The organism is Anaerococcus sp. Marseille-P3915 (genome assembly GCF_900258475.1).
Lineage (GTDB): Bacteria > Bacillota > Clostridia > Tissierellales > Peptoniphilaceae > Anaerococcus > Anaerococcus kampingae.
Genome location: NZ_LT984888.1, coordinates 74,656 through 99,346 on the forward strand (window position 1 = coordinate 74,656; position 24,691 = coordinate 99,346).

Annotated in this window: 17 protein-coding genes; 3 read left to right on the plus strand and 14 right to left on the minus strand. The window is 36.0% G+C overall.

Features of this window, described 5'->3' with window-relative positions; translation table 11 throughout:
- Positions 1 to 97 precede the first annotated feature (97 nt).
- Entirely contained in the window at positions 98 to 352 is a 255-nt protein-coding gene (locus C8269_RS08100; protein ID WP_106461219.1) for a YkvA family protein, read from the plus strand.
- An 87-nt stretch (positions 353 to 439) separates the two neighbouring features.
- On the opposite strand, the gene C8269_RS08105 is transcribed toward C8269_RS08100, so the two are convergent.
- The 11 genes from C8269_RS08105 to C8269_RS08155 form a co-directional block, all read right to left on the minus strand.
- Positions 440 to 883, minus strand: coding sequence for a hypothetical protein (locus C8269_RS08105; protein WP_106461220.1), 444 nt, complete (start codon positions 881 to 883; stop codon positions 440 to 442).
- Between the two features lie 60 nt (positions 884 to 943).
- Complete coding sequence (gene glmS / locus C8269_RS08110) at positions 944 to 2,758, minus strand: glutamine--fructose-6-phosphate transaminase (isomerizing) (RefSeq protein WP_106461221.1); 1,815 nt, start codon at positions 2,756 to 2,758, stop codon at positions 944 to 946.
- A 1,308-nt stretch (positions 2,759 to 4,066) separates the two neighbouring features.
- A complete protein-coding gene (locus C8269_RS08115; protein WP_106461222.1) occupies positions 4,067 to 4,255 on the minus strand; it encodes a hypothetical protein in 189 nt (62 codons plus the stop codon).
- Complete coding sequence (locus C8269_RS08120; protein WP_106461223.1) at positions 4,252 to 5,868, minus strand: oligopeptide/dipeptide ABC transporter ATP-binding protein; 1,617 nt, start codon at positions 5,866 to 5,868, stop codon at positions 4,252 to 4,254. The genes C8269_RS08115 and C8269_RS08120 overlap by 4 nt, the downstream gene beginning before the upstream one ends.
- Positions 5,858 to 6,859: an ABC transporter ATP-binding protein gene (locus tag C8269_RS08125; RefSeq protein WP_106461224.1), complete on the minus strand. Its 1,002-nt coding sequence runs from the start codon at positions 6,857 to 6,859 to the stop codon at positions 5,858 to 5,860. The genes C8269_RS08120 and C8269_RS08125 overlap by 11 nt, the downstream gene beginning before the upstream one ends.
- An 8-nt stretch (positions 6,860 to 6,867) precedes the next feature.
- Entirely contained in the window at positions 6,868 to 8,823 is a 1,956-nt protein-coding gene (locus tag C8269_RS08130) for an ABC transporter permease subunit (RefSeq protein WP_106461225.1), read from the minus strand.
- 1 nt (position 8,824) lies between these two features.
- Positions 8,825 to 9,787, minus strand: a complete 963-nt coding sequence (locus C8269_RS08135) for an ABC transporter permease (RefSeq protein WP_106461226.1) — start codon at positions 9,785 to 9,787, stop codon at positions 8,825 to 8,827.
- A gap of 510 nt (positions 9,788 to 10,297) precedes the next feature.
- Complete coding sequence (locus tag C8269_RS08140) at positions 10,298 to 12,478, minus strand: ABC transporter substrate-binding protein (protein ID WP_106461227.1); 2,181 nt, start codon at positions 12,476 to 12,478, stop codon at positions 10,298 to 10,300.
- Between the two features lie 442 nt (positions 12,479 to 12,920).
- Positions 12,921 to 15,116, minus strand: coding sequence for an ABC transporter substrate-binding protein (locus C8269_RS08145; protein ID WP_106461228.1), 2,196 nt, complete (start codon positions 15,114 to 15,116; stop codon positions 12,921 to 12,923).
- Positions 15,117 to 15,462: 346 nt separating this feature from the next.
- Entirely contained in the window at positions 15,463 to 17,676 is a 2,214-nt protein-coding gene (locus tag C8269_RS08150; protein ID WP_106461229.1) for an ABC transporter substrate-binding protein, read from the minus strand.
- Positions 17,677 to 18,151: 475 nt separating this feature from the next.
- A complete protein-coding gene (locus C8269_RS08155; RefSeq protein WP_158698397.1) occupies positions 18,152 to 20,107 on the minus strand; it encodes a peptidoglycan amidohydrolase family protein in 1,956 nt (651 codons plus the stop codon).
- A gap of 263 nt (positions 20,108 to 20,370) precedes the next feature.
- Between C8269_RS08155 and C8269_RS08160 the strand changes: the two genes are divergently transcribed.
- A complete protein-coding gene (locus tag C8269_RS08160) occupies positions 20,371 to 21,312 on the plus strand; it encodes a hypothetical protein (protein ID WP_106461231.1) in 942 nt (313 codons plus the stop codon).
- A 55-nt stretch (positions 21,313 to 21,367) separates the two neighbouring features.
- Here the strand turns inward: C8269_RS08160 and C8269_RS08165 are convergent, their stop codons facing one another.
- Positions 21,368 to 21,895, minus strand: coding sequence for a GNAT family N-acetyltransferase (locus C8269_RS08165; protein ID WP_106461232.1), 528 nt, complete (start codon positions 21,893 to 21,895; stop codon positions 21,368 to 21,370).
- A gap of 169 nt (positions 21,896 to 22,064) precedes the next feature.
- Between C8269_RS08165 and C8269_RS08170 the strand changes: the two genes are divergently transcribed.
- Positions 22,065 to 22,517, plus strand: coding sequence for a YhcH/YjgK/YiaL family protein (locus C8269_RS08170; RefSeq protein ID WP_106461233.1), 453 nt, complete (start codon positions 22,065 to 22,067; stop codon positions 22,515 to 22,517).
- A gap of 54 nt (positions 22,518 to 22,571) precedes the next feature.
- Here C8269_RS08170 and C8269_RS08175 read toward each other — a convergent pair whose 3' ends face one another.
- Both C8269_RS08175 and C8269_RS08180 read right to left on the minus strand, forming a co-directional pair.
- The gene (locus tag C8269_RS08175) at positions 22,572 to 24,095 is read right to left on the minus strand and encodes an ATP-binding cassette domain-containing protein (RefSeq protein WP_106461234.1); all 1,524 of its coding nucleotides are present in this window, start codon (positions 24,093 to 24,095) and stop codon (positions 22,572 to 22,574) included.
- A gap of 310 nt (positions 24,096 to 24,405) precedes the next feature.
- Complete coding sequence (locus C8269_RS08180) at positions 24,406 to 24,651, minus strand: cytoplasmic protein (RefSeq protein WP_106461235.1); 246 nt, start codon at positions 24,649 to 24,651, stop codon at positions 24,406 to 24,408.
- Between the last annotated feature and the right edge of the window lie 40 nt (positions 24,652 to 24,691).

The window sequence follows — 24,691 nt, forward strand, 5'->3', positions numbered from 1 at the left end:
AAAATTAATTTGACTTTTAATTTTTCCAAGTATAATGAAGATAGAAGTTAATATTATTAAAATAAATATTAATATTTTAAAAAGAAATGGAGATTTTATGAACAAAATTAGAAAAACCCTACCAGCTTATATAAAGGCTCTTTTTAATAAAAACACACCAACATCTTCTAAAATCCTGGCCCTCCTTGCCATAGCCTATATAGTCATCCCTGCTGATGTCTTGCCAGATGTCCTACCCTTCCTAGGTTGGCTTGACGATGGGCTTATAACAATCTTATTAATATATTTTTCAAACAAAATGATACCAGATCTGGTAAAAGATGAAGCAATGCAAAAACAAATAGAAAATTAAAAACAAGCTCTTTTGTCTCAAAACATAGAAAACCCCTCTATCCGTTTTACGGATTTTGGGGTTTTTGTTATTTTATAAGATTCTCCTTTAGTAGACCTCTTTAAAATAATAAATCTCATCTTCTATCTTTTTAAGCCTTAACTGATTGTCAGAATCTTTTTCATTATAAAAATATTCACCATCTACCTTAGGCTCAAGTTTGTTCAGTCCCAATAAAGTCAGATCGTCATCTTTTATATAGTAGAATCCATAATAAATAGCTGCAGATCCAAAGCCCTTGGACTTATAGACAAATTTAGCAAGCTTTGGAAACTTATCAAACTTTCTTAATTCAAAACTTTTGTATTTGAATTTTTGATCCAAGCTAGAATCAGCATCATTTATGAAAGACACTATCTCAGCTTTATTATCCTTTAATGATTCCCTTATTTCTTTTTCAATCTTTAAGTCTTGGTATATAAAATAAGCTCTCGCCGTGAAAAACATTATAAATATTAGCCCAATTGCCATGAATATTTTTCTATGTTTCATAGGTAACTCCTATATATTTCAATATTTTTACAAGTAGGTAATGAAATTTATAATTCTATTTTATTCAACGGTTACAGATTTGGCTAGATTTCTCGGCTTATCTACATTTAGGCCCTTGGCTAGGGATGTGTAGTAGGCAAGTATTTGGCAAGGAACTACTGAAAGGATTGGGGCTAGGATGTCTAGGGTTTCATCAAAGATAAAGCTTGCAACTCCAATATCTCCAATTCTCTTATCCTTTAGATTTGTTATGGTAAAGACTTCTGCCTTTCTAGCCCTTACCTCTTCTAGATTTGAAAGAGCCTTATCCAAAAGGTCTTTTTGACTTAGGATGCCTATGACAGGAGTACCATCTTCTATTAGGGCAATTGTACCATGTTTTAGCTCTCCTGAAGCGAAGGCCTCGCTGTGAATATAGGATATCTCCTTTACCTTTAGGCTTGCTTCTATGGCTGTTTGGTAGTCAAGTCCTCTTGCTAGGTAGAAAAGATGTTCCTTATCCTTAAGCTCATTTGCAAAATATTTTAGCTCTTCTTTCCTATCGATTATATTTTTTATCTTTTGAGGAAGGGCAAATATTTCTTCAATAATCTCCTTATCATCAAATTTTTCTAAGACTTCATTAAATTCTAGGCCTAGGATGTAGAGATTTAAAAGTTGGCTGGTGTAGGCCTTGGTTGATGCTACCGCTATCTCAGGACCTGCCTCGGTGTAGATTGTTCTTTCTGATTCCCTATCGATTGATGATTCTCTTACATTTGTGATTGCAAGAGTCATAGCTCCTAGGCTTTTTGCAAGGTCTAGGGCCTTTAGGGTATCAGCTGTTTCTCCAGATTGGGATAGGAAAATTACCAAGGTATTTTCATCTACAAGTGGATCAGAGTACCTAAATTCTGAAGCCAAGTCGCAAGTAACTGGTATCCTTAAATATTTTTCAAAAAGAGCCTTGCCAACTAGGCCAGCATTGTAGGCTGTACCACAGGCAACTATATAGATTCTGTTAAAGGATTTTATTTCTTCTTCGCTAAAGACCTTACTCTTTACTTTTAGGCCTTCCTTATCTAGGTGGGCTTCTGCCAACCTTCCTATGACATCAGCTTGCTCCTCAATTTCCTTAAGCATGAAGTGGTCGTAGTCTTCTTTTGATGCATCATTTGCCCCAAAAGAAGTAGTTTTTACTTCCCTTGCTACTTCCTTTAGGTCCTTGTCATAAATCTTGTAAGAATCGCCCTTGATGTCTATTATATCTTCATTTTCTAGATAGATTAACTTGTTGGTATATTTGATAAAAGATGGGCTGTCAGAAGCTAGGATAAAGCCATCATCCATAAGGCCAAGGACCATAGGAGAATCCTTCCTGATGCCTACAAGCCTGTCTGGCTCATCTTCTGAGATTGCCCCGATAGCAAAAGACCCTTCAATCATTGATTTAACTTTAATTAAGGCCTTTAGAATGTCCCCATCATAAAATTTGCCAAGTAAAATGGCAACAAGTTCTGTATCTGTTTGGGACTTAAAAGTATAGCCTTCCTTGGCTAGTTCATCCTTAAGGTCCTTATAATTTTCTATAATACCATTGTGAACTATAGCAATCTTGCCATCAGCAGATGTGTGTGGGTGGGCATTTTCCCTGCTAGCCTCACCGTGGGTAGCCCATCTAATATGGCCAATACCGATGTGAGATGATAAATCTTTGCCTGCTATTTCTTCCTTAAGACTTGCAATAGGACCCTTTTCCTTGTGGATTTCAAGCTTAGAATCCTTAATAATAGCTATACCACTTGAGTCATAACCCCTGTATTCTAGCTTTTCTAGACCATCAAGAATGATATCCTTAGCATCAAGACTTCCTTTGTAACATACTATTCCGCACATAGTGCCTCCTTATTAATTTTTATAGATATTAATGAGGCCACTGTGTCTTCTCTGTAGCAGAAATTGCTCTCTGCTTTTGTCTAACACTAGGGCTGTGAACCCAGGAAGCTCCCGCCGAATTTTCGATAACTTCCTCCCTCGTCATCCCAAAGGGATCTGGCGCTTTTTTGTTTTTACCTCATTATCAGATATTATATTCTTTTTTTCTTTATTATCCAAGATAAAATTATTTTAGGGGCATCCCCTAAAAATCCCTTTTTATTATCCAAGATAGTTGGTTTATTATCCAAGATAATAGTATTATAAAGTTTTTCTCTTCGTAACTTTTCTTTCATTAAAAAATTATTATATACAATTGAATCTTCGTCTCAAGGGGAGGCCCAAGGACCCTTTCGCATGGGTCCTCATCGGCCTCCCCTTAAACCCCTCCCCGTTACACCCCACAAGCGACTCCTTAGCGGAGGGCGGATAGTGAAGATTGCCTAACGGCAATCCTCTATTAGTAGACAGCTCCCCTTGTTTTAGCTATCCTTATTCCAACTGATTTTGACATTCCGATGCCTAAAAATCTCAATCTAGCCCTAATATTTCTTTAATATTCACTCTACATCTCAGTAGTTACAGAAATTTAATTCGTACTCGTGCGTCAGGAGATTTTCTTAACGGCATCTCCATTTACAAAATCTCTCGACCTTAGGAGAATTATTCTGTATTCTGAGAGGATATTAACGGCAAAGCAGGCATTAGGCTCGTTTTACTCTGCATAAGTCCTTCCATAGCTCAGCTTCGATTCGCTAGGATATGGCTTTAGCTACGCAAACATTGCGATAAGCGAGACTTCTATACTAATCTATTTGAAGATTTAAAATCAAAAGTCACCGTAAAGAAAATCACACTGACAATTAAATTTAAATACAAATATTGCAACTACTAAGATGATAAGTAACTACCAAAATACAATTTGGACTAGATTGTGATTTTTAGGGGACTTTTGATTTTAAATTAGTAAGAACAAGGCCACCTACATACGAAGTAATCCGTCATAATAAAGAAGATTTTTGAAAAAAATCTTCCCCTTTCGCACTCCGCTAAGGAGCCGGGAGGGGGTGAAATGGGGAGGTTTAAGGAGGGGCATGAGGGGGCATCGGCCGCCCCCTTCGCCCCTCCTTTAGGCGAAGTCATCATCTTGATGACACCTATTTATTATGAGATGATATTACGATGAATTAAAACTTATAATAATATTATATTAATAATAAAAATCTAGTTTCTGGAACAAAAAAACCAGAATTTTTAAAATCCTGGTTTTCACATAAAGTATGCTAATAAAAATATTGGCGCTAGAAGTAGGAGGACGAAGGGCATGAAGACCCTCATGGCTGCTAGAAACATTGCTAGCTTGTCTCCTCTTTCTAGGTTATCCCTATCTAGGAGGTCTTCTTTTGCTTCGATTTCCTCCCTGGACTTGCCTTTAAATCTGTCTATTGGTCTTTTCATATGGCAGATATTTCTTCTAATTCTTCGGCTTCTTTGGCTCTCTTGGCCATGTTTTTCTCATAAGCTCTTTGTTTTTCTTCTTCTGATACATCCATTAGGTGGCAGGCTATAAAGTGGCCGTCGCCATTATCTTTTAGCTCTGGCTCGAAGTTTGAGCAGATATCCATGGCGTATTCGCACCTTGTATGGAACCTACATCCCTTTGGTGGTCTTACTGCTGAAGGTATATCTCCCTCTATTACTGCTAGTTCTTGACCTTGCTCTACGTCTGTCCTTGGTATGGCTTGTAGTAGGGCTTTTGTGTATGGGTGAAGTGGGTTTGCGAAGATTTTTTCTGAATCTGCAAGCTCTACCATTACTCCTAAATACATTACCCCTATCCTGTCAGAGATGTATTTTACTACTGATAGGTCGTGGGTGATGAATAGATAGGTTAGGTTGTTTTCTTCTTTTAGGTCTTGAAGAAGGTTGATGATTTGTGACTGGATAGATACGTCTAGGGCTGATACTGCCTCATCGCAAACTATAAAGCTTGGTTTTAGGGCAAGAGCTCTGGCTATACCTATTCTTTGTCTTTGTCCACCTGAGAATTGGTGTGGGTATCTGTGAAGGAAGTATGGGGCTAGACCGCATTTTTCCATTGTTTCTTGGATATATTCGTTGTAGCCTTTTTCATTTCTAGATTTGAATAATTCGTGGCCTAGAACACCTTCACCGATGATGTTACCTACTGTCATCTTTGTATCAAGGGATCCGTATGGGTCTTGGAAGATCATTTGTAGGTCTTTACGGAGCTGTCTCATCTCTTCTTTAGTTAGCTCTGATAAGTCTATACCATGATCTAGTTGACTTTCTAGCTCATTAAACTTATCTTTATCTTTTAGAGTTTGTCTGTAAGCTTCGATTTCATCTCTTTTTTCTTGTACTCTCTTTGAGATTTCATCAAGCTTGTTTGTTAATTCTTTATACTTTGGATCTTCTGCCAAGATCTTGTCGTATTCTTCCCAAGTTCTTACCATCATTTGAGATTTTTGTTCAAATTCTTCTATGGCTGTAAAAACTTTGGCTCTTTCTTTTAGGATTTGATATTCCTCATTTAGCAGGCTTGCTACCCTATTTAGATCATCTGATGCAAGAAGTCCTCCTGCTATCCTTATCATATTTAGGTATTCTTCTTCTATTTCACGACGTTTGAACATGGCTTTTTCGTTGTTCATTGCCCTGTCTTCGTCTGTTTCTGCCTTTTCTAAATCCTCATAGATTTTGTTTAATTCATCTAGTTCCTTGTGGTAATTTGGGAATTTTGATGGGATTTTTGAAATCATCTTGCCCATGTATTCTGGGGCTAAATCTTCTAGAGTTTTGCCGTAGTATAGGGTTGTTCCCTCTGTTTGTTCATATATTTGTAGAAGGGTTCTACCGAAGGTTGACTTACCACAACCTGACTCCCCTACTAGACCAAGTGTTTCACCCTCATAGATATCTATTGATATAGATTCATTGGCGTGGACATATTCGCCTGGACCTCTGTTGAAAAAGCCCTTTTTCTTAAGAGGGAAATATTTTTTGAGGTTTCTTATTTTAAATAAGACCTTCTTGTCTTTATTTTCCATCTTCTTCTCTTTCCTTTCTATTTGGGTAGTGACACCTGATTAGTTGGTTCTCGCTTACCTTTCTAAGCTCAGGCATCTCTTTTACACATCTTTCTGTAGCAAATTTACACCTATCGGCGAATTTACAACCCTCTGGTAGGTTGAGTGGGTGAGGTACGCTTCCTGGTATGATGTCTAATCTCTCGTTTCTATCTGATGTGATAGATGGGATTGAGTTTAGAAGAGCTACTGTGTATGGGTGGTTGAAATCTGTTATGTCACGTTTGAAGATAAATTCTACTGGTGATTGTTCTACGATTTGTCCACAATACATTACTGCTACTTCATCAGCCATTTGGTTGATTACACCTAAATCGTGGGTGATAAAGAGGATTGATGTGCCAGCCTTATGTTTTAGGTCATTCATTAGCCTTAAGATTTGGGCTTGGATTGTTACGTCAAGCGCTGTTGTAGGCTCATCTGCTATTAGTAGCTTTGGTTCACAAGCAAGGGCCATGGCTATCATTACCCTTTGGTTCATACCACCTGATAATTCAAATGGGTATTGCTTAGTTACTACGTGTGGGTTTGGTATCTTAACAGCTGCTAAGAGTTCTTCAACTCTTTCAGCTGCTTGTTTTTTATTCATTCCCTTATGGAGCATTAGCACTTCTGAAAGTTGCTTTTCTACTGTAAATACAGGGTTTAGGGAGCTCATTGGCTCTTGGAAGATCATTGAAATCTTATTTCCCCTTATATGCTCCATCTGGCTTGTATTATATTCTGAGATTTTTTCTCCATCAAAGTATATCTCACCACCATAAATCTTTTGGTTTGATTCAAATAATTGGAGAATACTCATAGCTGTCTGGCTCTTACCAGATCCAGACTCGCCTACAAGTCCTAGGGTTTTTCCTGCGTCAACTGACAAGCTTACGTCGTTAACTGCCTTTATTAGACCACGTCTTGTAGAAAAGTAGGTATGGAGATTTTTTATTTCTAGTAAACTCATATTTTCACCTATCTTTCGTTCGCTCTTGGGTCGATTGCATCTCTTAGGGCATCACCTATAAGGTTAACTGAGAAGGATGTCAAGAATACTGCTAGGGCTGGGAATACCCATCTCCACCAGTAAGTGTTAAGTACATCCGAACTTTGGGCTGCTGTTAGCATGTTACCCCAAGATGGTGTAGGCTCTTGAACACCGAATCCTAAGAATGATAGACCACTTTCAGTTAGGAGGTTGCCCGCATAACCTATGGTCGCATTTACTATAACTATTGATAAGACGTTTGGTAAAATGTGTTTTATCATGATTGACCAGTCTTTTACACCAAGTGCCTTGGCTGCTGTAATATAATCTCTTTCACGTTCTGCAAGAATTTGTCCACGTACCAGACGGGCAAGTCCTGTCCAACCTAGAACACCTAAAAGAATCATAACCATAGTTATTCTTTGTTCTTGGCTTGCTCCTGGTGGGAGTAGGGCAGATAGGGAGATTAGCATTGGGTAGAATGGGAAGGATGCAACGATCTCTGATATTCTCATTAGCACGTTATCAACCCTACCACCGACGAAACCTGATACCATACCTATTAAAACACCAAGTCCGATTTGGATAATTGATGAAATAAGTGAGATAATCATGGTCATCTTTCCACCGTGGATTAGTCTTGTAAATATATCACGTCCTTGGTCATCTGAACCAAATCTAAAACCATTTAGTCCCCAAGTATCTATTTTTCCATTTTCATCTACTGCATAATTGTTGAAGTAGTTGGCAAACACTTGCTTAAATTTGCCGTCTGGAGTCTTAAGCTCTCCGTAGTTTTCTATACCCCATTGGTAGATTTTTCCATTTTCATCAAGGGCTGTTAGAACTGAATCGCTTGCTTGAATATCTACAAGCTTAGCGTCAAATTTTGGAACATTGTCTCCAGATAATTTATCTCTTGATGGACCCCAAACAAATAGCTTACCATCTTCTGTAAGGGCTGCTGCAGAGTTGGCTGTAAGAACGGCTTTCTTGACCTTCTCCTTACCTTCTCTCAGCTCAGCAGGCATAGCTGTATCATTTTCAGCTCCTCTTACACCTAAAAGGTCGATTGAGCCATCTTTTTTAACTACTATTACGTTAATTGTGTTTGTATCAAAGTCGACTATTTGACCTTGTAACTTTGATGGAATCATATCCAGTCTTGATGCAAGGGTTGAACCCCATACTATAAGGTTGTTCTTATTTGTAAGAACTACTGAATATTGACTACCACCGCCAATTTTTGCAATCCCCTCTTCTTTGATTTGAGCTTCTTGCATTGGAGGTGTTTTTGTTTGGTCAAAGGTCTTGTTACCCCAACCATATATTTCATTATCATTTGTAGCAACTAGGATGTGTCTATCACCTGCTGCCACATCTTTTATATTACCTTGTTTAATCTTATCCTTTATATTATCTGGAATAGTTAATACATTATCTTCGTTATTTGAACCCCAAACATAAAGATTATTTTCTTCTGTAAGGCCTACTGCAAAGGTGTTACCTATAGAAATTTTAGCCACACCTTCCTTTTCCATTTCACTAGGATAATTCATATAACCTGCTCCTGGTGATACGTTTGTAAGGTTACCTTGAGAATAGTATTGGTCAAAAGGAAGCATTTTTGATCCGACAAAGATTACAAGAACTATAGCTATAAACATAGCAAGTCCTATAACACCAAGTGGATTTCTAAAGTAGTTTCTAACTGCTACCTTGCCAGGGCTCATGATAGCTTCTTCTTTTAGCTTATCATTTTCAGGGCTCTGTTTTGGGCCGCCCTCAAGGTTAGCATTAAGGTCACTTTTTGGACCTTCATTTTCTGAATTTTGCGAATTTAAATCGCTATCCATGCCATTTGCAAAGGTAAAGCCTCTTAAGAGGTAAGCTTTTAGGAAGCTAAAATAAGATTTGAATGGTTTATTTAATTTTCTATTCATATTAAGCCTCCAATTTTACTCTTGGGTCTACTAGGGCATAGGCTATATCCATTAGGAGGTTACCTAAAAGAGTAAGTATAGCATAAAACATTGATAGGGCAAGGATTACATTGTAATCTTGAGCCATTACCGCAGAAATAAGCTCATTACCAATTCCCCTATAAGAGAAGATTCTCTCTGTTATAGCAGAACCTGAGAACATTCCAAGAACCGCCCATGTCAAAGCTGTTACTACTGGAATAAGAGCATTTCTAAAGGCGTGAGAATATACAACTGTTTTTTCCTTAAGACCCTTAGATCTTGCTGTTCTTATATAGTCTTGGTCAAGAGCATCAAGCATTGAGTTTCTTACATATCTAGAAAGAGATGCAAGAGAACCTACTGTAAGGGTAAGGGTTGGTAGGGTTAGATATTTAAGCCATTCAGCGAAGGTATTTTCTCTAGGCATACCATTAGCTGGGAACATCTTTAGCCTAAAAGCAAAGAAGAATATCATAATCAAACCTATAAAGAAAGTCGGAATTGATAGACCGACCAATGTTAGGGTCTGACTCGTCTTATCAAAGACTCCTCCCTTCCTGGTCGCCGACCTAATTCCTATGAGCACCGAAAGCACAAAGGAAATTATTGTAGAACCAATATTTAAATAAACTGTATTTTTAAGCGGTTCAGACAAGTATTCCTTAACAGGTCTTCTAACTCTGGTAGATTCACCAAAGTCTCCCTTAAGGGTTCTGCCTAACCATCTAACATATTGTTCTGGTAGTGGCTTATCATATCCATATCTTGCTTGTAAGTTCTTATACATTTCTTCTTTTTGTGCCTTAGTAATCCTACCTGTAGTAGGGATCATCGCCTGGATTGGGTCACCTGGCATGGCCTTTGAAAAGGCAAAAAGCATGATAGATATAATAAGAGCTACTGGTATTAAGTTTAATATTCTCTTAACTATATAACGTAACATAAGTTTCCTTCCTATTCTCGCCTAGTTTCTGCTGCCTATGTATTATTACTTTAATATATTAGTAAAATGAATTTTGGGCATAGTCCTAGACCATTATAATTTATACATACAAGTTTAATATATTTAGCCATTTTTGTCAACCTTAATTTTCCTACAATCCCTTGGACTGATTAATAAAAATTCTTCTAAAAAATTATAGGCTTGTTAACAATTGACTTGTTATGTATATTTATAAAGTTTTGTAAATATTGATAATCATACTTCCTAATGAGTAATTTTTCAACATTCTTTATCTTAATTCATTGCCTATATTAAAAGGTCCACCTAGGAGTAGACTTAGTGTTTTAGTACCTTGTATATAGCATTATAAAAGCTTAGGATTGAAATATAAACTTAATATTCATGGTTTCTCCATAAAATATAAGCTAAATTCCAATCCTTTATTAAGAAAATTTTACAATGTATAATTAGATATTTTCTTCACTTTTTTCATCCTTGGTGGACTTTATTTTATTCTAGGGTCATGGCATTGATCTGATATTCAGATTCCCAAATTGGAGTATTGATATCAAAGCCCTTAACCCTTGTTGAATAGCCTGTATGGTATTGGTTAGAGTATAGTGGAATTTCTGGTAGGTAGTCGTTATACCACATCTCAAATTTCTCCCAAGTATCTAGGTAGTCTTCGTTATCGCCTGGTTTTGTTTGGCGAAGTTTGACTGTTAGCTCATCTGCTAGAGGGTCATTGGTTTTTGTCCTGTTGTCAAAGCCTTGGCTGTTGTATTGGTAGTAAGGGTCAAATGGTGTACCAAAGTCTGTTCCCATGTTGAAGGCTGTGTATTCTGCATCTTCTTTTGGGAAGTTGTAGTATTCAAGTAGGGTTGCAAATGACCCACTTGTTACGTTATATTCCATACCTACTTGCTTAGCATTTACTGGAACTTGGTTAGAGATGAGGGTTGTGATTGGCGAATCATCTGAACCGTATTGGTTGACTTGAAGTTTTTTGCCATTTTCATCGTACCTATAGTAATCAAAACCATCTGCATTTTTAGCAAATTCTTCGTCTGCCTTTGTCTTATCCCATGGAGTTTTGCCGTCTGCTTCAAACTTGTATGGGGTCTTATCAAGTAGACTGTTAGCCTCTTCTAGGTTTAATTGGTATTTCTTAAATTCTGGATTTAGTTCAAGGTCTGCTCCTCTTTCCTTATACATCCATTGGCTGGTACCATACATACCATTTGTTACTACTCCATAGCCGCCAGCGTAGGATTGGACGAAGTTATTTCTATCCATTAGGTGAGCGATGGCTTGTCTTACTTCTTTATATTTTGTAGCTCCCCTGTCTGTTAGGAAGGTCACATTTCCGTAACCATTTCTTTCAAAGGTATTGTAGCCACCAATTTTTCCTTCTTCTGCAGCTTGTCTCATCTGGTCAATCTTTGCTCCATCTGCTTCAGATTCCCAAATATCTATATCGCCATTTTCTAGGAGGTCTACTGCTATTTTCTTATTTACTGTTTGGAGAATTATGTTTTTGATTGTAGCCTTTTCGCCTTTGAAGTTGCCAGCATAGTTTTCATTTAGACTTAACTTAACCATGTTGTTTTCAAAAGATTCAAACTTATAAGGTCCTTCTGTTACATTTGGTTTTATCCTGTATTCGTTAGCATATCTTAGCATTGCATCTTCTATTAATAGCTCTGTAGGGTCTACATCGCCACCTTTCCTAGCTTCTAGCTCTGTTATATTCTTATCTAACTCTGCCTTAGCTTCTTCGTATTCTTTCTTTTCTTCTTCTGTTACATCTTTTTCTGTTTCTATGAAGGACCAATTTTCCTCAAAGTCTTCCTTGGCCTTGGCTATTGATGTATCAAGGTTTTTATAATATCTTTTCTTATCCTCATCTGTTACTTGGTAGCCTTCCTTGGCTACAAGTTTTTTACCATCTTTGGATACTTCTAGATTTTCAGTAATGGCTGCAATTGGGAATGGACCAAAGCCTCTTAGGGCTGCTTCTTCAAAATATGGAAGGTATTCTGCATCTACTGTTGCCTTGAAGGTGTAGTCATCTACTATTTCAAAACCTGTAAATTCTGGGTTTTTGCCTGCAAAATAATCCTTATATCCTGCTACGGAGTCTGCTCCTACATTTGTTGAGCCTGTTACAACTTGGTATTCTGGGTGGGATGTGAGTAGGGAACCAAAGATATAGTTAGCGCTTGTAATTGGTGTGCCATCAGAAAATTTTAGGTCTTTTTTGATGGTGTAGGTGGTTGTTTCTGATCCATCTTCATTTTTTACAGTTTCTGGCTCTTTTTCAAGAACTGTCATATTATTAATCCACTTGCCACCTTCATCTTGAACTACAGTAGAATAGCCATTGTTACCTTCTATACCCATTAGCCTACGAGCCTTGACATCTGTCTTGTTGTTAGTCCAACCTCCGACAAAGTCTCCATTTATCTCTTCCACACCTATTACTAGAGTATCATCAGATGTTTGCTTGTCAAAATTTCCTATATCTTGACTTTCATCACCAGCTTCTAGACCATCTCCGTTAGCATTTGTATCTTCTGTAGATGCTCCATCTACCGGAGCTTTTGTGCTGTCTGTACTAGATCCACACGCTGCAATCGTTACCATTAGGCCTAAAGCCATCATTGATGAAAAGACTTTTTTTAACTTCATTTTTTCCTCCTAAAACTAATAGGATTTTGATTTTATTTTGGAAAGGTTTTTTCTATCATTAGATAATATATTTTTTTTGAAATATTATCTTTTATTTTCCCGCTTACCTTCCTTGCAAAATCCTTATTACCATGTGTTTTATACAATAATTGTAAAATATCTTCATGTTTTTGTCAAGGTTTTCCTAAACTTGTTAATCTTTGCCCTATAATTATTAATCATCTTTAAAAGTTTTACATTTTTAAATAAAATCTTATGTCTTTTATTATATATTTATCCAGAATCTTTGGGATTTGAGGAGGTTAAAGGTATCTATACTTAATTTTTATTTATATTATTAATTTTCACAAGAATTTCATTATGAATAAATATTATCTTCCAATAATAAAGATTTCCACATAAAAAGACAAGACTCCTAAGAGTCCTGCCTTTGTTGTTTTGCTTATTTTTCGATTGACATAGCGTTGATTTGGTATTCAGATTCCCAAACTGGTGTGTTGATATCAAATCCTTTTACTCTCTTTGTGTAACCTGTGTGGTATTGGTTAGCATAAAGTGGGATTTCTGGTAGATAGTCGTTGTACCACATTTGGAATTCTTCCCAAGTATCTAGGTATCCTTCTTTATTGTCTGAATCTGTTTGACGAAGTTTAACTGTGATTTCGTCAGCTTTTGGATCGTTTGTTCTTGTTGTGTTGTTTGATCCTTTTGAGTTGTATTGGTACCATGGGTCAAATGGTGTACCGAAGTTTGAACCCATGTTGAATGCTGTATATTCTGCATCTTCTTTAGGGAAGTTGTAGTATTCAAGTAGGGTTGCAAATGAACCTGCTGTTACATTGTATTCCATACCTACTTGTTTAGCATTTACTGGTACTTGGTTTGAGATTAGGGTTGTGATTGGTGATTCATCAGAACCATATTGGTTTACTTGAAGTTTCTTTCCATTTTCATCGTATCTATAGTAATCAAAACTATCTGCATTTGCCTTGAATGCTTCTTCAGCTTTTGCCTTATCCCAAGGTGTTTTACCATCTTTTTCAAATTTGAATGGTGTCTTATCTAATAGGTTATTAGCTTCATCAAGGTTTAGTTGGTATTTCTTGAATTTAGGATTTGCTTCTAGGTCAGCTCCTCTTTCCTTGTACATCCATTGGCTTGTACCATACATACCATTTGTTACTACACCGTAACCACCAGCGAATGATTGTACGAAGTTGTTTCTGTCCATTAAGTGAGCGATTGCTTGTCTAACTTCTTTGTATTTTGTAGCTCCCCTATCAGTTAAAAATGTTACGTTACCATAACCATTTCTTTCATAGGTGTTGTAACCACCGATTTTACCTTGGTCTGCAGCAGCTCTCATTTGGTCGATCTTAGCACCTTCAGATTCGCCTTCCCAAAGGTCGATGTCACCATTTTCAAGTAGGTCTACTGCTATTTTGTTATTTACTGTTTGTAGGATTACGTGTGGTATAGTTGCTTTTTCACCTCTAAAGTTACCAGCATAGTTTTCGTTTAGGCTTAGTTTGATCATATTGTTTGCAAATGATTCAAATTTGTATGGACCTGCTACTACAGTTGGTTTTAATCTGTATTCGTTGTATTCTTTTTGCATTGCCTCTTCTATTAGCATAGAAGTTGGGTCAATTTCGCCTGTTTTTCTCTTTTCAAGGTCTGCTACCTTTGCATCATTAGCTTGTTTAGCTTCTTCATAAGCTTTTTTCTCATCTTCTTTTGCATCAGCAGCTGGTTCTGGATTGTTTTCCTTGAAGTCTTCGTTTGCCTTAGCTATTTGAGTATCAATGTTTTTGATATATTGAGCTTTCTCATCTTCTGATGGTGTATATCCATCTTTTGCTACTATCTTATTTCCTTCTTTAGATACGGTTAGGTTTTCAGATACAGCATGGATTGGGTATGGACCGTAGCCTTTTAGGGCTGCTGACTCATAATATGGTAAAAATGATGCTGCTACAGTGATTTTAAATGTGTAGTCATCAACTTTTTCTAGACCATCAAATGTGTCTTTGTCGCCATTCTTGTATGCTTCGTAGCCATTTAGTGAGTCATCACCAATTGATGTTGATCCTGTTACTAGCTGGTATGAAGGATATGTGTGAAGTAGGGAACCAAATATATAGTTATCTGCATTTATTGGTGTTCCATCAGACCATTTCAAATCTTTTTTGATTGTGAAGGTTGTTGTTTCTGTTCCATCAGCATTTTTAACTATTTCAGGTTCTTTTTCTAGGACAGTCATGTTGTTAACCCATTGACCGCTTTCATCTTGAACAACTGTTCCATATCCGTTGTTTCCTTCGATACCCATGTATCTACGAGCCTTTACGTCTGTTGCGTTGTTTGTCCAACCTTGGATAAAATCTCCGTTGATTTCACCAACACCTACTACTAAGGTGTCATCTGATGTTTGTTTGTCAAATGATTCTAGTTCAGCCTTATCATCAGCTGCTTTTTCTTCACCATCAGCTGGAGCTTCTTTATTATCAGCAGGAGCTTCTGCTGCTTTGTCGTCAGCTTTTTTGTCAGCGTCTTTTGCTGTGTCTCCACCACAAGCAACTAAAGTTGTCGCTAGGCCTAGAGCCATAAGTGATGAGAATACTTTTTTCATTTTCATAGTTTTCCCCCTAAAAAATTAAGTAACTTTTTTATAGTATAATATTTTATTCTATTAAACCGATTTTGTCAAGTTTGTTAGCGTTTTACTTTTCGCTTTTATGAATATTTATTCTATAACTTCGTCATGTTTTCAAGGAATTTGTTATTTATTATTGCAAGTTCTTTCATTTCTAGTTAGTTCTTTAGCTAGCTAAACGCATTATTTTAAGCTTATCTTAAGCTTGGCTAGGAAATGTTATCCCCATGAAGGGATTAGGATATTATTGAATATTATACAAGAAAATTCCACAACAAAAGCAAGGATAAATCCTTGCTTTGTTGTGTACTTAATTTATTGAGGGTGATTAATTTTCTAAGCTCATTGCGTTGATTTGATATTCAGATTCCCAAACTGGTGTGTTGATATCAAAGCCTTTTACCCTCTTAGAGTAACCTGAGTGGTATTGGTTTGAATATAATGGGATTTCTGGTAGATAGTCGTTGTACCATTTTTCAAATTCTTCCCAAGTATCTAGATAACCTTCCTTATCATCTGGGTCTGTTTGACGTAGCTTAACTGTTAGTTCATCTGCCTTTGGATCATTTGTCCTTGTCATATTATCAGAACCTTTTGAGTTGTATTGATACCAAGGATCAAATGGTGTACCAAAGCTTAAGCCCATGTTGAAGACTGTATATTCAGCATCTTCTTTTGGATGGTAGTAGTAATCTAGGAGGGTTGCAAAGGATCCTGCTGTTACGTTATATTCCATACCAACTTGCTTAGCATTTACTGGGACTTGGTTTGAGATTAGGGTTGTGATCGGTGATTCATCAGAACCGTATTGGTTTACTTGAAGTTTCTTACCATTTTCATCATACCTATAGTAATCAAAACCATCTGGATTTTTAGCATATTCTTCATCAGCTTTTGCCTTATCCCAAGGAGTCTTACCATCTTTTTCAAATTTAAATGGTGTTTTATCTAATAATTCATTTGCTTTTTCTAGGTTTAGGGTGTATTTATTAAAGTCATCAGAAGCTTCTAGGTCTGCTCCTCTTTCCTTATACATCCATTGGCTGGTACCGTACATACCATTTGTTACTACTCCGTAGCCACCTGCAAATGATTGAACATATGAGTTTCTATCCATTAGGTGGGCGATTGCTTGTCTTACTTCCTTATATTTTGTAGTTCCCCTGTCTGTTAGGAATACTACGTTACCATAACCATTTCTCTCAAATGTATTGTAACCACCGATTTTGCCTTCATCAGCTGCAGCTCTCATTTGATCAATTAGAGCACCTTCAGCTTCAGATTCCCAAAGATCGATGTCACCATTTTCAAGTAAGTCAACAGCTATCTTACTATTTACATATTGAACTATTACATGTGGTATGGTTGCTTTTTCACCCTTGAAGTTGCCTGCGTAGTTTTCGTTTAGGCTTAATTTTGCCATGTTATTTTCATAAGAATCAAACTTGTATGGACCACAAGAAACTGTTGGTTTTATCCTATATTCGTTGAATTCTTTTTGCATAGCTTCTTCTATTAGCATGCTTGTTGGATCTATATCGCCTGACTTACGGCTTTCAAGGTCTGCTACCTTTTTGTCATTTTCTGCCTTAGCTTCTTCGTAGGCCTTCTTTTCATCTTCACTTGCATCATCTTTTGGTGCTGGATTTTGTTCATTGAAGTCCTCATTAGTCTTAGCTATTTGAGCATCGATGTTTTCTATATATTTTTTCTTCTCATCTTCTGTTGGCTTATAGCCATCTTTTGCAACTATCTTATTTCCTTCTTTGGCTACTTCGATATTATCAGCTATAGCGTGAATTGGGAAAGGTGAAACTTGTTTTAGGAAGGCTGATTCATAATATGGTAGGTATGAAGCATCAGTTGTAACCTTAAATGTATAATCATCAACTTTTTCAAGACCTTCAAACTTGTCATCATCTCCACCCTTGTAAGCCTCATAACCCTTTACAGAGTCTGCACCTATAGTAAAGGCTCCTGTTACCAATTGATAAGAAGGATAAGTGTGGAATAACATATCGAAAAGATAGTTATCTGCTGTTATAGGTTGTCCATCTGACCACTTCAAATCTTTTTTGATTGTGAAAGTTGTTGTTTCAGATCCATCTTCATTTTTAACTGTCTCTGGTTCTTTTTCAAGAACAGTCATATTTGCTTGCCATTGGCCGCCTTCATCTTGTACCATTGTCAGGTAAGCATTATTACCTTCTGTACCTATGTAGCGTCTAACCTTAACATCGTAAGAGTTATTTGACCAAGAACCGTAGAAGTCCCCGCTCATCTCAGATGTACCTACTACTAATGTGTCATCTGCTGTTTGTTTGTCGAAGTTATCTAGTTCTGCTTTTTCATCATCAGAAAGAGCATTTTCATCAGCATCTTTAGCATCTTTGTCGTCTTTTTTATCTGCTGCTTGATCTACTGCTTGATCATCTTTCTTATCAGCAGCGTCGTCTTTTTTAGCGTCATCTCCACCACAGGCAGCAAGGGTTGCTGCAAGGCCAAGGGCCATCATGGTCGAGAATATTTTTTTCATTTTCATTTTTATTCCCCCATTTAATAACTTTTCTTGTTTAGTATTTTATCCTGATAATATAGTTTTGTCAAGTAGTGTTTTGAATTTATTTTTATATTAAGGAATAATAATGCAATTTCACTCTAAATTTTCAAGGTCTTTGCAATTAATAATGCAAGTTTTTACATTTACTTGTGGGTGTTATCAAGCTAAATCTTTATTTTTAGCCCAAGATTTATAAAATCTTCTATAAGCTTGGGTTTATTATTTCATTCTTAAATCTGGATAATATTCATGATTTTTTTTAAAAATTTTATAAAAAAATAGAGCAGATTAAAGTCAAATAGTCAACCTGCTCTATGAATATAGATTTAAGTTCTACAAAAGTTTTTTAAAGATAAAATAAATTCAATACAAGGGGGATTTTATTTTCATCAATTGAAAGTTAATCAAAAATTTTTTCACTAATAAAAAACTAGCCCCTAAGGACTAGTCTTTAATATTATTTTTTATCTACGAATATTCTGCTTGATTTGGCTCCAACAAGTCTGTAGTATTTTACAGGTCTGCCTGAAGCATCTCCCATTCTTCCTTTTCTAGGTGTTACTCTCACTCCGTTGTCTGAGTAATTCATATGGATTATGGAGTCATTTTGTTTGTTTAAGATGAAGCCTGTATGACCACCTGCTCCTAGGGACTGACCTGGATTACCTGCTACGAATATATCACCGTAGTCGATTTCATTTTCTTTTATTTCATACATTACTTCGCCCTTTGCACCCATGGCAAATAGGGTTTCAGTATTTCCTACGTAGGCATCAGATTTTAGGAAACCTCCGTAGATTAGAGCTCTGTATACAGCTGATGAGCAGTCTGCTTGTGTTTCTGTATTTCTTCCAGCACCCATATTATAGGTCATATTTTTGTTTTTTGCTTGGAACATCCAGTCCATGACTGTGTCGATATTTCTATCGCCTTTTACTTCAAAGCCTGTTCTTCTTGCAAGACCTTTATCATCTGTTGTGTATTCTAATCCATTTTGTAGGTATTTAGAATTTCTAACTAGACCATTATCATCAAAGCAATAGGTCTTGCCTTCTATATCCCAGATACCCTTTTGGATATAGCCATTTGCATTGGTGTGGAAGGTTTTGCCTTCGTGTGTTACCCATGCATCTTTTGGATTTGTTGCTACTCCGCGATTGTCAATTTCAAAGAATTTACCATTTGCTAGGGCAGTTTTTCCTGTAATCATTACTCCGGTTTTATGATCGAATACATAGGTGTTATTATTTATCTCTTGAACATTTTTTACAATCTTACCATCTTTATCTGTTCTATATGTTAGACCATCTATGGCTAGCCATTCGTTCTTTGGATTTGTTACTAGTCCTGTTGCATTTACTGTGTAGTATTTGTCATTTAGGATTAGTTTTTTATTGGTTTGAAGCTTACCGCTATTGTCAAACATGTAGTCGGCATTTCCAATTTTGGTAATTCCTCTAGCTATAGAACCATCATTTTGGGTACGATATATCGCACCGCTGATATTAACCCATTTGTTAGGGGCTGTCTTCATTTGGCCAAGCCTATTTACTTCATAATAAGTATTTTGGGTTACTAGCTTTTGGTTTCTTTGTAGGACTCCTTCATTATCAAAGTAATATTTTTGATCTTTGATTTGAGTGATTCCCTTTGTTATAGAGCCATCCTTGCCATTGTAGTAGATGCTTTTGCCTACATTTAGCCAAGAATTTCTAGGGTTTGATAGGGACCCTGTTTTATCTGCCCTATAAATCCTATCTTTTACTTTGATAGATTCATTTTTAACTAGTTTATTATTTCTAAAGTAGTTTATCTTGCCCTTATTTTTGACAAAATAACCACTTGTGCTTGGTGCATAATATTTCTTTTCTTCTATTTGAGTTTGGCTATTATGAATAGTATTTGTAGCTTCATTGCTAACTTCGCTCTTGTTTACTTCAGGTATGCTTAAATCTGAATTATCATAATAAATTACATTAGCAAGCTTCTTAGGGCTTTGTCCAAAAATTTGATCTAAGTCATCAGAGCTTTGATCTGCTTGTTGATTTTCATCTACAGAAGGAGCTTGACTTGCCTTATCATCGACTAATTGTTTATTTTCCAGAGAGATTTTTCCATCAGAAATAGAAGCCTCTTCTGGCTTGTTTGCCACTGGCTCAATTTTAGTATCTATTTCAGACTCTGCTGGCTTTGCATCTTGGTTTTCTGCTGCCTGGTCTGTATTTGTTTGAACTTTCGTGAAATTTTCACTTGTAATAAGTTCACTATTATCAGAACTGTCAATACTCTCCTTTAAATCTAGCTTATAATCATTTTTAAACTCTTCGCTAGCGTAAGTTTTATCAGTCAATAAGAAAGCTTGCGAAATAAGAAATGATGAGGCGAGTAGGACAGTTTTATTGATTTTTTTCATTGTCTTTACCTCACTTTTTGTTACAAATAATTTACAAAAATATAGTCTTTTACTCAAATTCTATTCCTATTATATAACAAAGCGGAAAAAATTGCAACAAAAAGGTTACAAATTTGTTAAAATTGGTGATTTTTTTTTCTAAAATACATAAGAACGATAAAGAAGAAGGGGCTTATCTTTTAAAACAACTTTAAAAATGGTATGATTGTATAAGAAAAACCTATCACATATTATCAAAAAATTGAAATAAAGAGAGGATAAGCATGAAAAATAAAACTTTAATCCTAGCCCTTGCCCTAACATTTTTAGTTACAGGCTGTAACAAGGCAGATAGCCCTTCTTCAAAAGTATCTGAAGAAACTATTGCCAAGGCCCTAGATAAAAAGGTTGATCTAGAAAAAGAAAAAGCAAATGAAGAAAAAACTGACGAAAAGTCTAGCGATTCTAAATTTGAAATAACCGGCAAGAACCTAAAGAAGCTTCTAACAGATATAGGAGAATTTGACCCAGCCTTTGTAAGAAAATTAGATGACGATGAGCTCATTAAGCTTTACGAAAAGGCAGAAGAGGAAAGCAAAGATACTGGATATTGGGATGTAAAAGACTTCTTCTTCCAAGAGCTTGCAAATGAAAATCCAGAAAAATCCCTCAAATTTCCACTAGATTCAGTAGAAAGCAAATATAATTGGCAGGCAAGCCAAGATGACACCATAGGCAATAAATTTGAATACGAAAGAAATACCATGGTAGAAAATGGTGAAGACTACAATGAAGTATGGTCCTACACCGACAAAGAAATGGAAGATGCCTTCCACGAGGCTTACGAAAAGGACCCATTAGCCTACTATGAAGACTATGTAAAAATGGCCTATGAGATCCTTTCTAGAGAAGATCAAGGAAACTCAAAGAATGACAAAAAATCCACCTCAAAAGAAGATGGTGCAGCAAATCCAGAAGACTACGAAAACCTACTCAAATTCGGCTCAAGCGACAAAGACTACCAAGCTCTAAAAGAAGCCCTTGTAAATCACTACGAATTTGACAAGAAAATAGTAGATGAGATACCAAACAAGGACATAGATCTAGCCTACACCAGGGCCCAAAAACGCCTAGAAGAAACAGGCTTTGGCGATATAGGACTAGTATTTGACGAACTAGGAAAATTATATCCAGGCGCATCCACAATGTATACAGGTAAAAATTAATATTTACAAAGCTAAAGACGGGGAAATCCTCGTCTTTTACTCTTCCTATTAAAATCTAACCAATCATCTTTCTAAGTTCTAAGGCATGGTAAATAATATCTGTACCAGCTTTTTTAAAAGTCATCTGCCTATAATTTTTGAATCCATTATTATAGCAAGCTTTTAAAGATCCAATATTTTCTTTAGCCACATCTGCTGATATAATTTTCCCACCTCTAGATTTAATAAATTTTTCTAAGGCTGAAATCAACTCTGTCGCAAGACCCTTGCCCCAAGATTCTTTTTTAAGAGTATAACCAATACCCCATATATCACCATCAATTATCCATGTACAAGCAGTGCCGATTATTTGATTATTTATTTTATCTAGCAAAACAAAATAAAAATCATCATCCCAATAAGAGCTATTATCAAAAACACCACTTCCAAAACAACTTCTAAGATCCTCACCATCCTTGTAATAGGGATCAGCTAGGTATTTTCCAACTTCAATATTTCCCCAAATCTTTGCAACTTGGTCTAAATCTTCTAAAGTCATGTCACGAATAATTAACCTGTCCGTCTTAAATCTATACTCTGCCATCAAAATACCCTCCAGATTCTATATAGTAATATAATACCTCATAGGTTCATGCTTTTATCAATAGCCTTTTAACCCCTGAAATACTAGTCTAATTTTAGAAAGTATTTTCACTCGCCAAGCCCCTTGTTTCTAAACCCTTGCAGCGTATATTTACTAAAAAGGGGGATTTATGATACTTGATAATATAAAAAACTTAGAAAAATACGAAAAAGTCCACGAGCAAATAAAAAACGTGATTAACTTCTTAGAGAATTTTGACAAAAATAATTTCAAGCCAGGAAGAATTGATGTTAACGAAAATCTTTTCGCATCCCTTCAATCCTACCAAACTCTAAAGGCAGAGGAAAAAGAATTTGAGGTCCACGAAGAATATATAGATATCCAATACATAGTGACTTCTTCTGAAAGAATAGACTTTGCCACAGAAGATTCTTATGGTAAGACTTATGAAATGGATAAGGACGGGGATTTCTTTTTAACAAATGATATAGCAAACTTCTCAAAACTCATCCTTAATGAGGGAGACTTCGCTATATTTTTCCCTGGCGAATTCCACAAACCAGGTTGCACCCTAGAAAAAAGTGTAGAGGTTAAAAAAATCGTATTTAAAATCAAGGACTAATAAAAAGGTGGTAAGATTTAGAAAAAATTTCTATTTATTTACCACCTTTTTTTATTAATTTATTTGCATAAGTCCCTTAGAATCTAACTCATATACCCTATCAAAGACCTCCCTTATGAAGTCCCTATCGTGAGATACAGCAATTATAGCTCCTTTGTAAGATTTAAGACTTTCTATGATTTCTGGTTGGGAAGTTGGGGATAAGTTTCTAGTTGGTTCATCTAAAAGCAAAACCTCTGCCCTATCCATATTCATCTTAGCAAAAAATACCTTGGCTTTTTGGCCGCCTGATAGGCTCTTTAGACTTCTTTCCATCTCTTCTCTAGAAAAATTTAAACTGCCTAGGAGATTTGAAACCCTGGTTTTCTCATCCTTACTATCTTGTTTTGCAAGGTAGGAGATGGGAGTTTCCGAATCTTTAAGGTATTCAAAATAATCTTGAGGCATATATCCTATTTTAAGATTTGTTTTTTCGAGACACTTATAAATCTCCTTCAAAAGAGTAGTTTTTCCTGCACCATTTTTCCCAATTATGCATATTTTTTCAGGTCCTACTACTTTCAGCTCAATATTTTTAGATAAGATTTTTTCTCCCGCCAAAATCTCATCCAAGTTAACATCCAAAACCACTTTTGAATTGGGAATATCGATGCTATCATCAAAAAATATTCCTATCGAATCTTCAAAATCAGGTCTTTGTGTTAAATTTTCTTTTTCCTTATCAAGCCTTTTTCCAAGCGATTTTACACTGGCCATCTTATCCTTTAGATTTTTGCCTTCTATATCATTTTTCGTAGCATTTATAGCATGGTTTACAGAATCATAGACTTTTCTGTACCTTTCTGCCTTCTTAGCAAATTCTTCCCTTTCCTTATTTGCCCTGGCATTTTGAATCCTAATTTGATTTTCTCGCTCTTTCACATACCTATCATAAGATCCATTAAAAACCGTAAATCTAGGGACTTGCCTCCTATGAACTTGTTCCAAATGAACAATCCTATTGGCGACTTTTCTTAAAAGCTCTGGATCGTGGGATACAAAAATTAAGGGGATTTTCATCTCAGCCATAAGCTTTGTGATAAAGCTTGCCGATCTGTAATCTAAATCATTGGTCGGTTCGTCAAATAAAAAGACAGTCGGCTCTTTTAAAAGTTCAAACAAAAGCAGGGCTTTTATCCTCTCCCCACCTGAAAGATCCCCTAGTTTTAATTTGCCAAAAACAAGGTCTTCATCAAGGCCAAATTGATCCAAATACTTATAAAGTTTATTATAATCTAATAGGCTCATACCAAGCACTTTATTCATATAGGTCTCTACTGTCATTTCTAAAAAATTCTCATCAAGACTTTGGGGAAGATATCCAATAATTTCTTCTTTTTTGTATATTTCTCCACTTATTTGAGCGTAATTCTCAACACTTTTCCTATCAATTATTGTCTTTAAGAGAATTGACTTGCCATTTCCCTCTTCGCCAATAAGGCCGACCTTGTCTCCCTGATTTAGGGCAAAATCAAAATCCTTTAACAAGTCTCTATCATCCTTAATTAAGTTAATTCCTAAATTTTTAATCTGTAACATATATCCTCCTAGGATGATATGCCACTTATGAATAATATTTATAAATTTTCACAAAAAAAGTCCGTCCCAAGTGAACAGACCTATTCCAAAAAGAATAATCTTATCCACAATATGGCATACCAAAACACGCCAAGGAAAATCCTCAGCACAATCAGTATCAATTTCCATATTGCTTATAAAATCATCTATATATTTCTCCTTATATGTTTATTAGCTTACTATACTAGATTTGTGAAAAAATAAAAGCTGATAGATATCTGTTTCTTAAAACAAGCAGATTTACCATATATTTGAATTAATCTATAAGATTCTAAAAATATATCTCATGCATCTTTTCAAGTAATTCTTTGCTTAGAATAAATGATTTTGACTCAGCTATCACAGAATCTACAAAACAATATGGGTAGAGGGCTGTGGAGTCTGGCTCATCTTCAATCCGCATAGTTATTTCCTCCGTGCAAAATATCCTACAGCAATAAAAACACCCACACTTCTTAGCTTGCTTAAGAATCTTCTTGTTTGCAAATGAATTCCTGTGAATTTCTATTAAATCCATTCCTTCTCCTTATAAAACAAGACCCGAGCCTGAGCTGCGG

What these genes read in the sequence shown, in the direction of transcription:
- C8269_RS08175 (WP_106461234.1), bottom strand. Translation starts at nt 24,095, where the DNA reads ATGTTACAGATTAAAAATTTAGGAATTAACTTAATTAAGGATGATAGA.
- C8269_RS08180 (WP_106461235.1), bottom strand. Translation starts at nt 24,651, where the DNA reads ATGGATTTAATAGAAATTCACAGGAATTCATTTGCAAACAAGAAGATT.
- C8269_RS08170 (WP_106461233.1), top strand. Translation starts at nt 22,065, where the DNA reads ATGATACTTGATAATATAAAAAACTTAGAAAAATACGAAAAAGTCCAC.
- C8269_RS08160 (WP_106461231.1), top strand. Translation starts at nt 20,371, where the DNA reads ATGAAAAATAAAACTTTAATCCTAGCCCTTGCCCTAACATTTTTAGTT.
- C8269_RS08165 (WP_106461232.1), bottom strand. Translation starts at nt 21,895, where the DNA reads ATGGCAGAGTATAGATTTAAGACGGACAGGTTAATTATTCGTGACATG.
- C8269_RS08145 (WP_106461228.1), bottom strand. Translation starts at nt 15,116, where the DNA reads ATGAAAATGAAAAAAGTATTCTCATCACTTATGGCTCTAGGCCTAGCG.
- C8269_RS08140 (WP_106461227.1), bottom strand. Translation starts at nt 12,478, where the DNA reads ATGAAGTTAAAAAAAGTCTTTTCATCAATGATGGCTTTAGGCCTAATG.
- C8269_RS08120 (WP_106461223.1), bottom strand. Translation starts at nt 5,868, where the DNA reads ATGGAAAATAAAGACAAGAAGGTCTTATTTAAAATAAGAAACCTCAAA.
- C8269_RS08125 (WP_106461224.1), bottom strand. Translation starts at nt 6,859, where the DNA reads ATGAGTTTACTAGAAATAAAAAATCTCCATACCTACTTTTCTACAAGA.
- C8269_RS08135 (WP_106461226.1), bottom strand. Translation starts at nt 9,787, where the DNA reads ATGTTACGTTATATAGTTAAGAGAATATTAAACTTAATACCAGTAGCT.
- C8269_RS08150 (WP_106461229.1), bottom strand. Translation starts at nt 17,676, where the DNA reads ATGAAAATGAAAAAAATATTCTCGACCATGATGGCCCTTGGCCTTGCA.
- C8269_RS08105 (WP_106461220.1), bottom strand. Translation starts at nt 883, where the DNA reads ATGAAACATAGAAAAATATTCATGGCAATTGGGCTAATATTTATAATG.
- C8269_RS08115 (WP_106461222.1), bottom strand. Translation starts at nt 4,255, where the DNA reads ATGAAAAGACCAATAGACAGATTTAAAGGCAAGTCCAGGGAGGAAATC.
- C8269_RS08155 (WP_158698397.1), bottom strand. Translation starts at nt 20,107, where the DNA reads ATGAAAAAAATCAATAAAACTGTCCTACTCGCCTCATCATTTCTTATT.
- glmS (WP_106461221.1), bottom strand. Translation starts at nt 2,758, where the DNA reads ATGTGCGGAATAGTATGTTACAAAGGAAGTCTTGATGCTAAGGATATC.
- C8269_RS08130 (WP_106461225.1), bottom strand. Translation starts at nt 8,823, where the DNA reads ATGAATAGAAAATTAAATAAACCATTCAAATCTTATTTTAGCTTCCTA.
- C8269_RS08100 (WP_106461219.1), top strand. Translation starts at nt 98, where the DNA reads ATGAACAAAATTAGAAAAACCCTACCAGCTTATATAAAGGCTCTTTTT.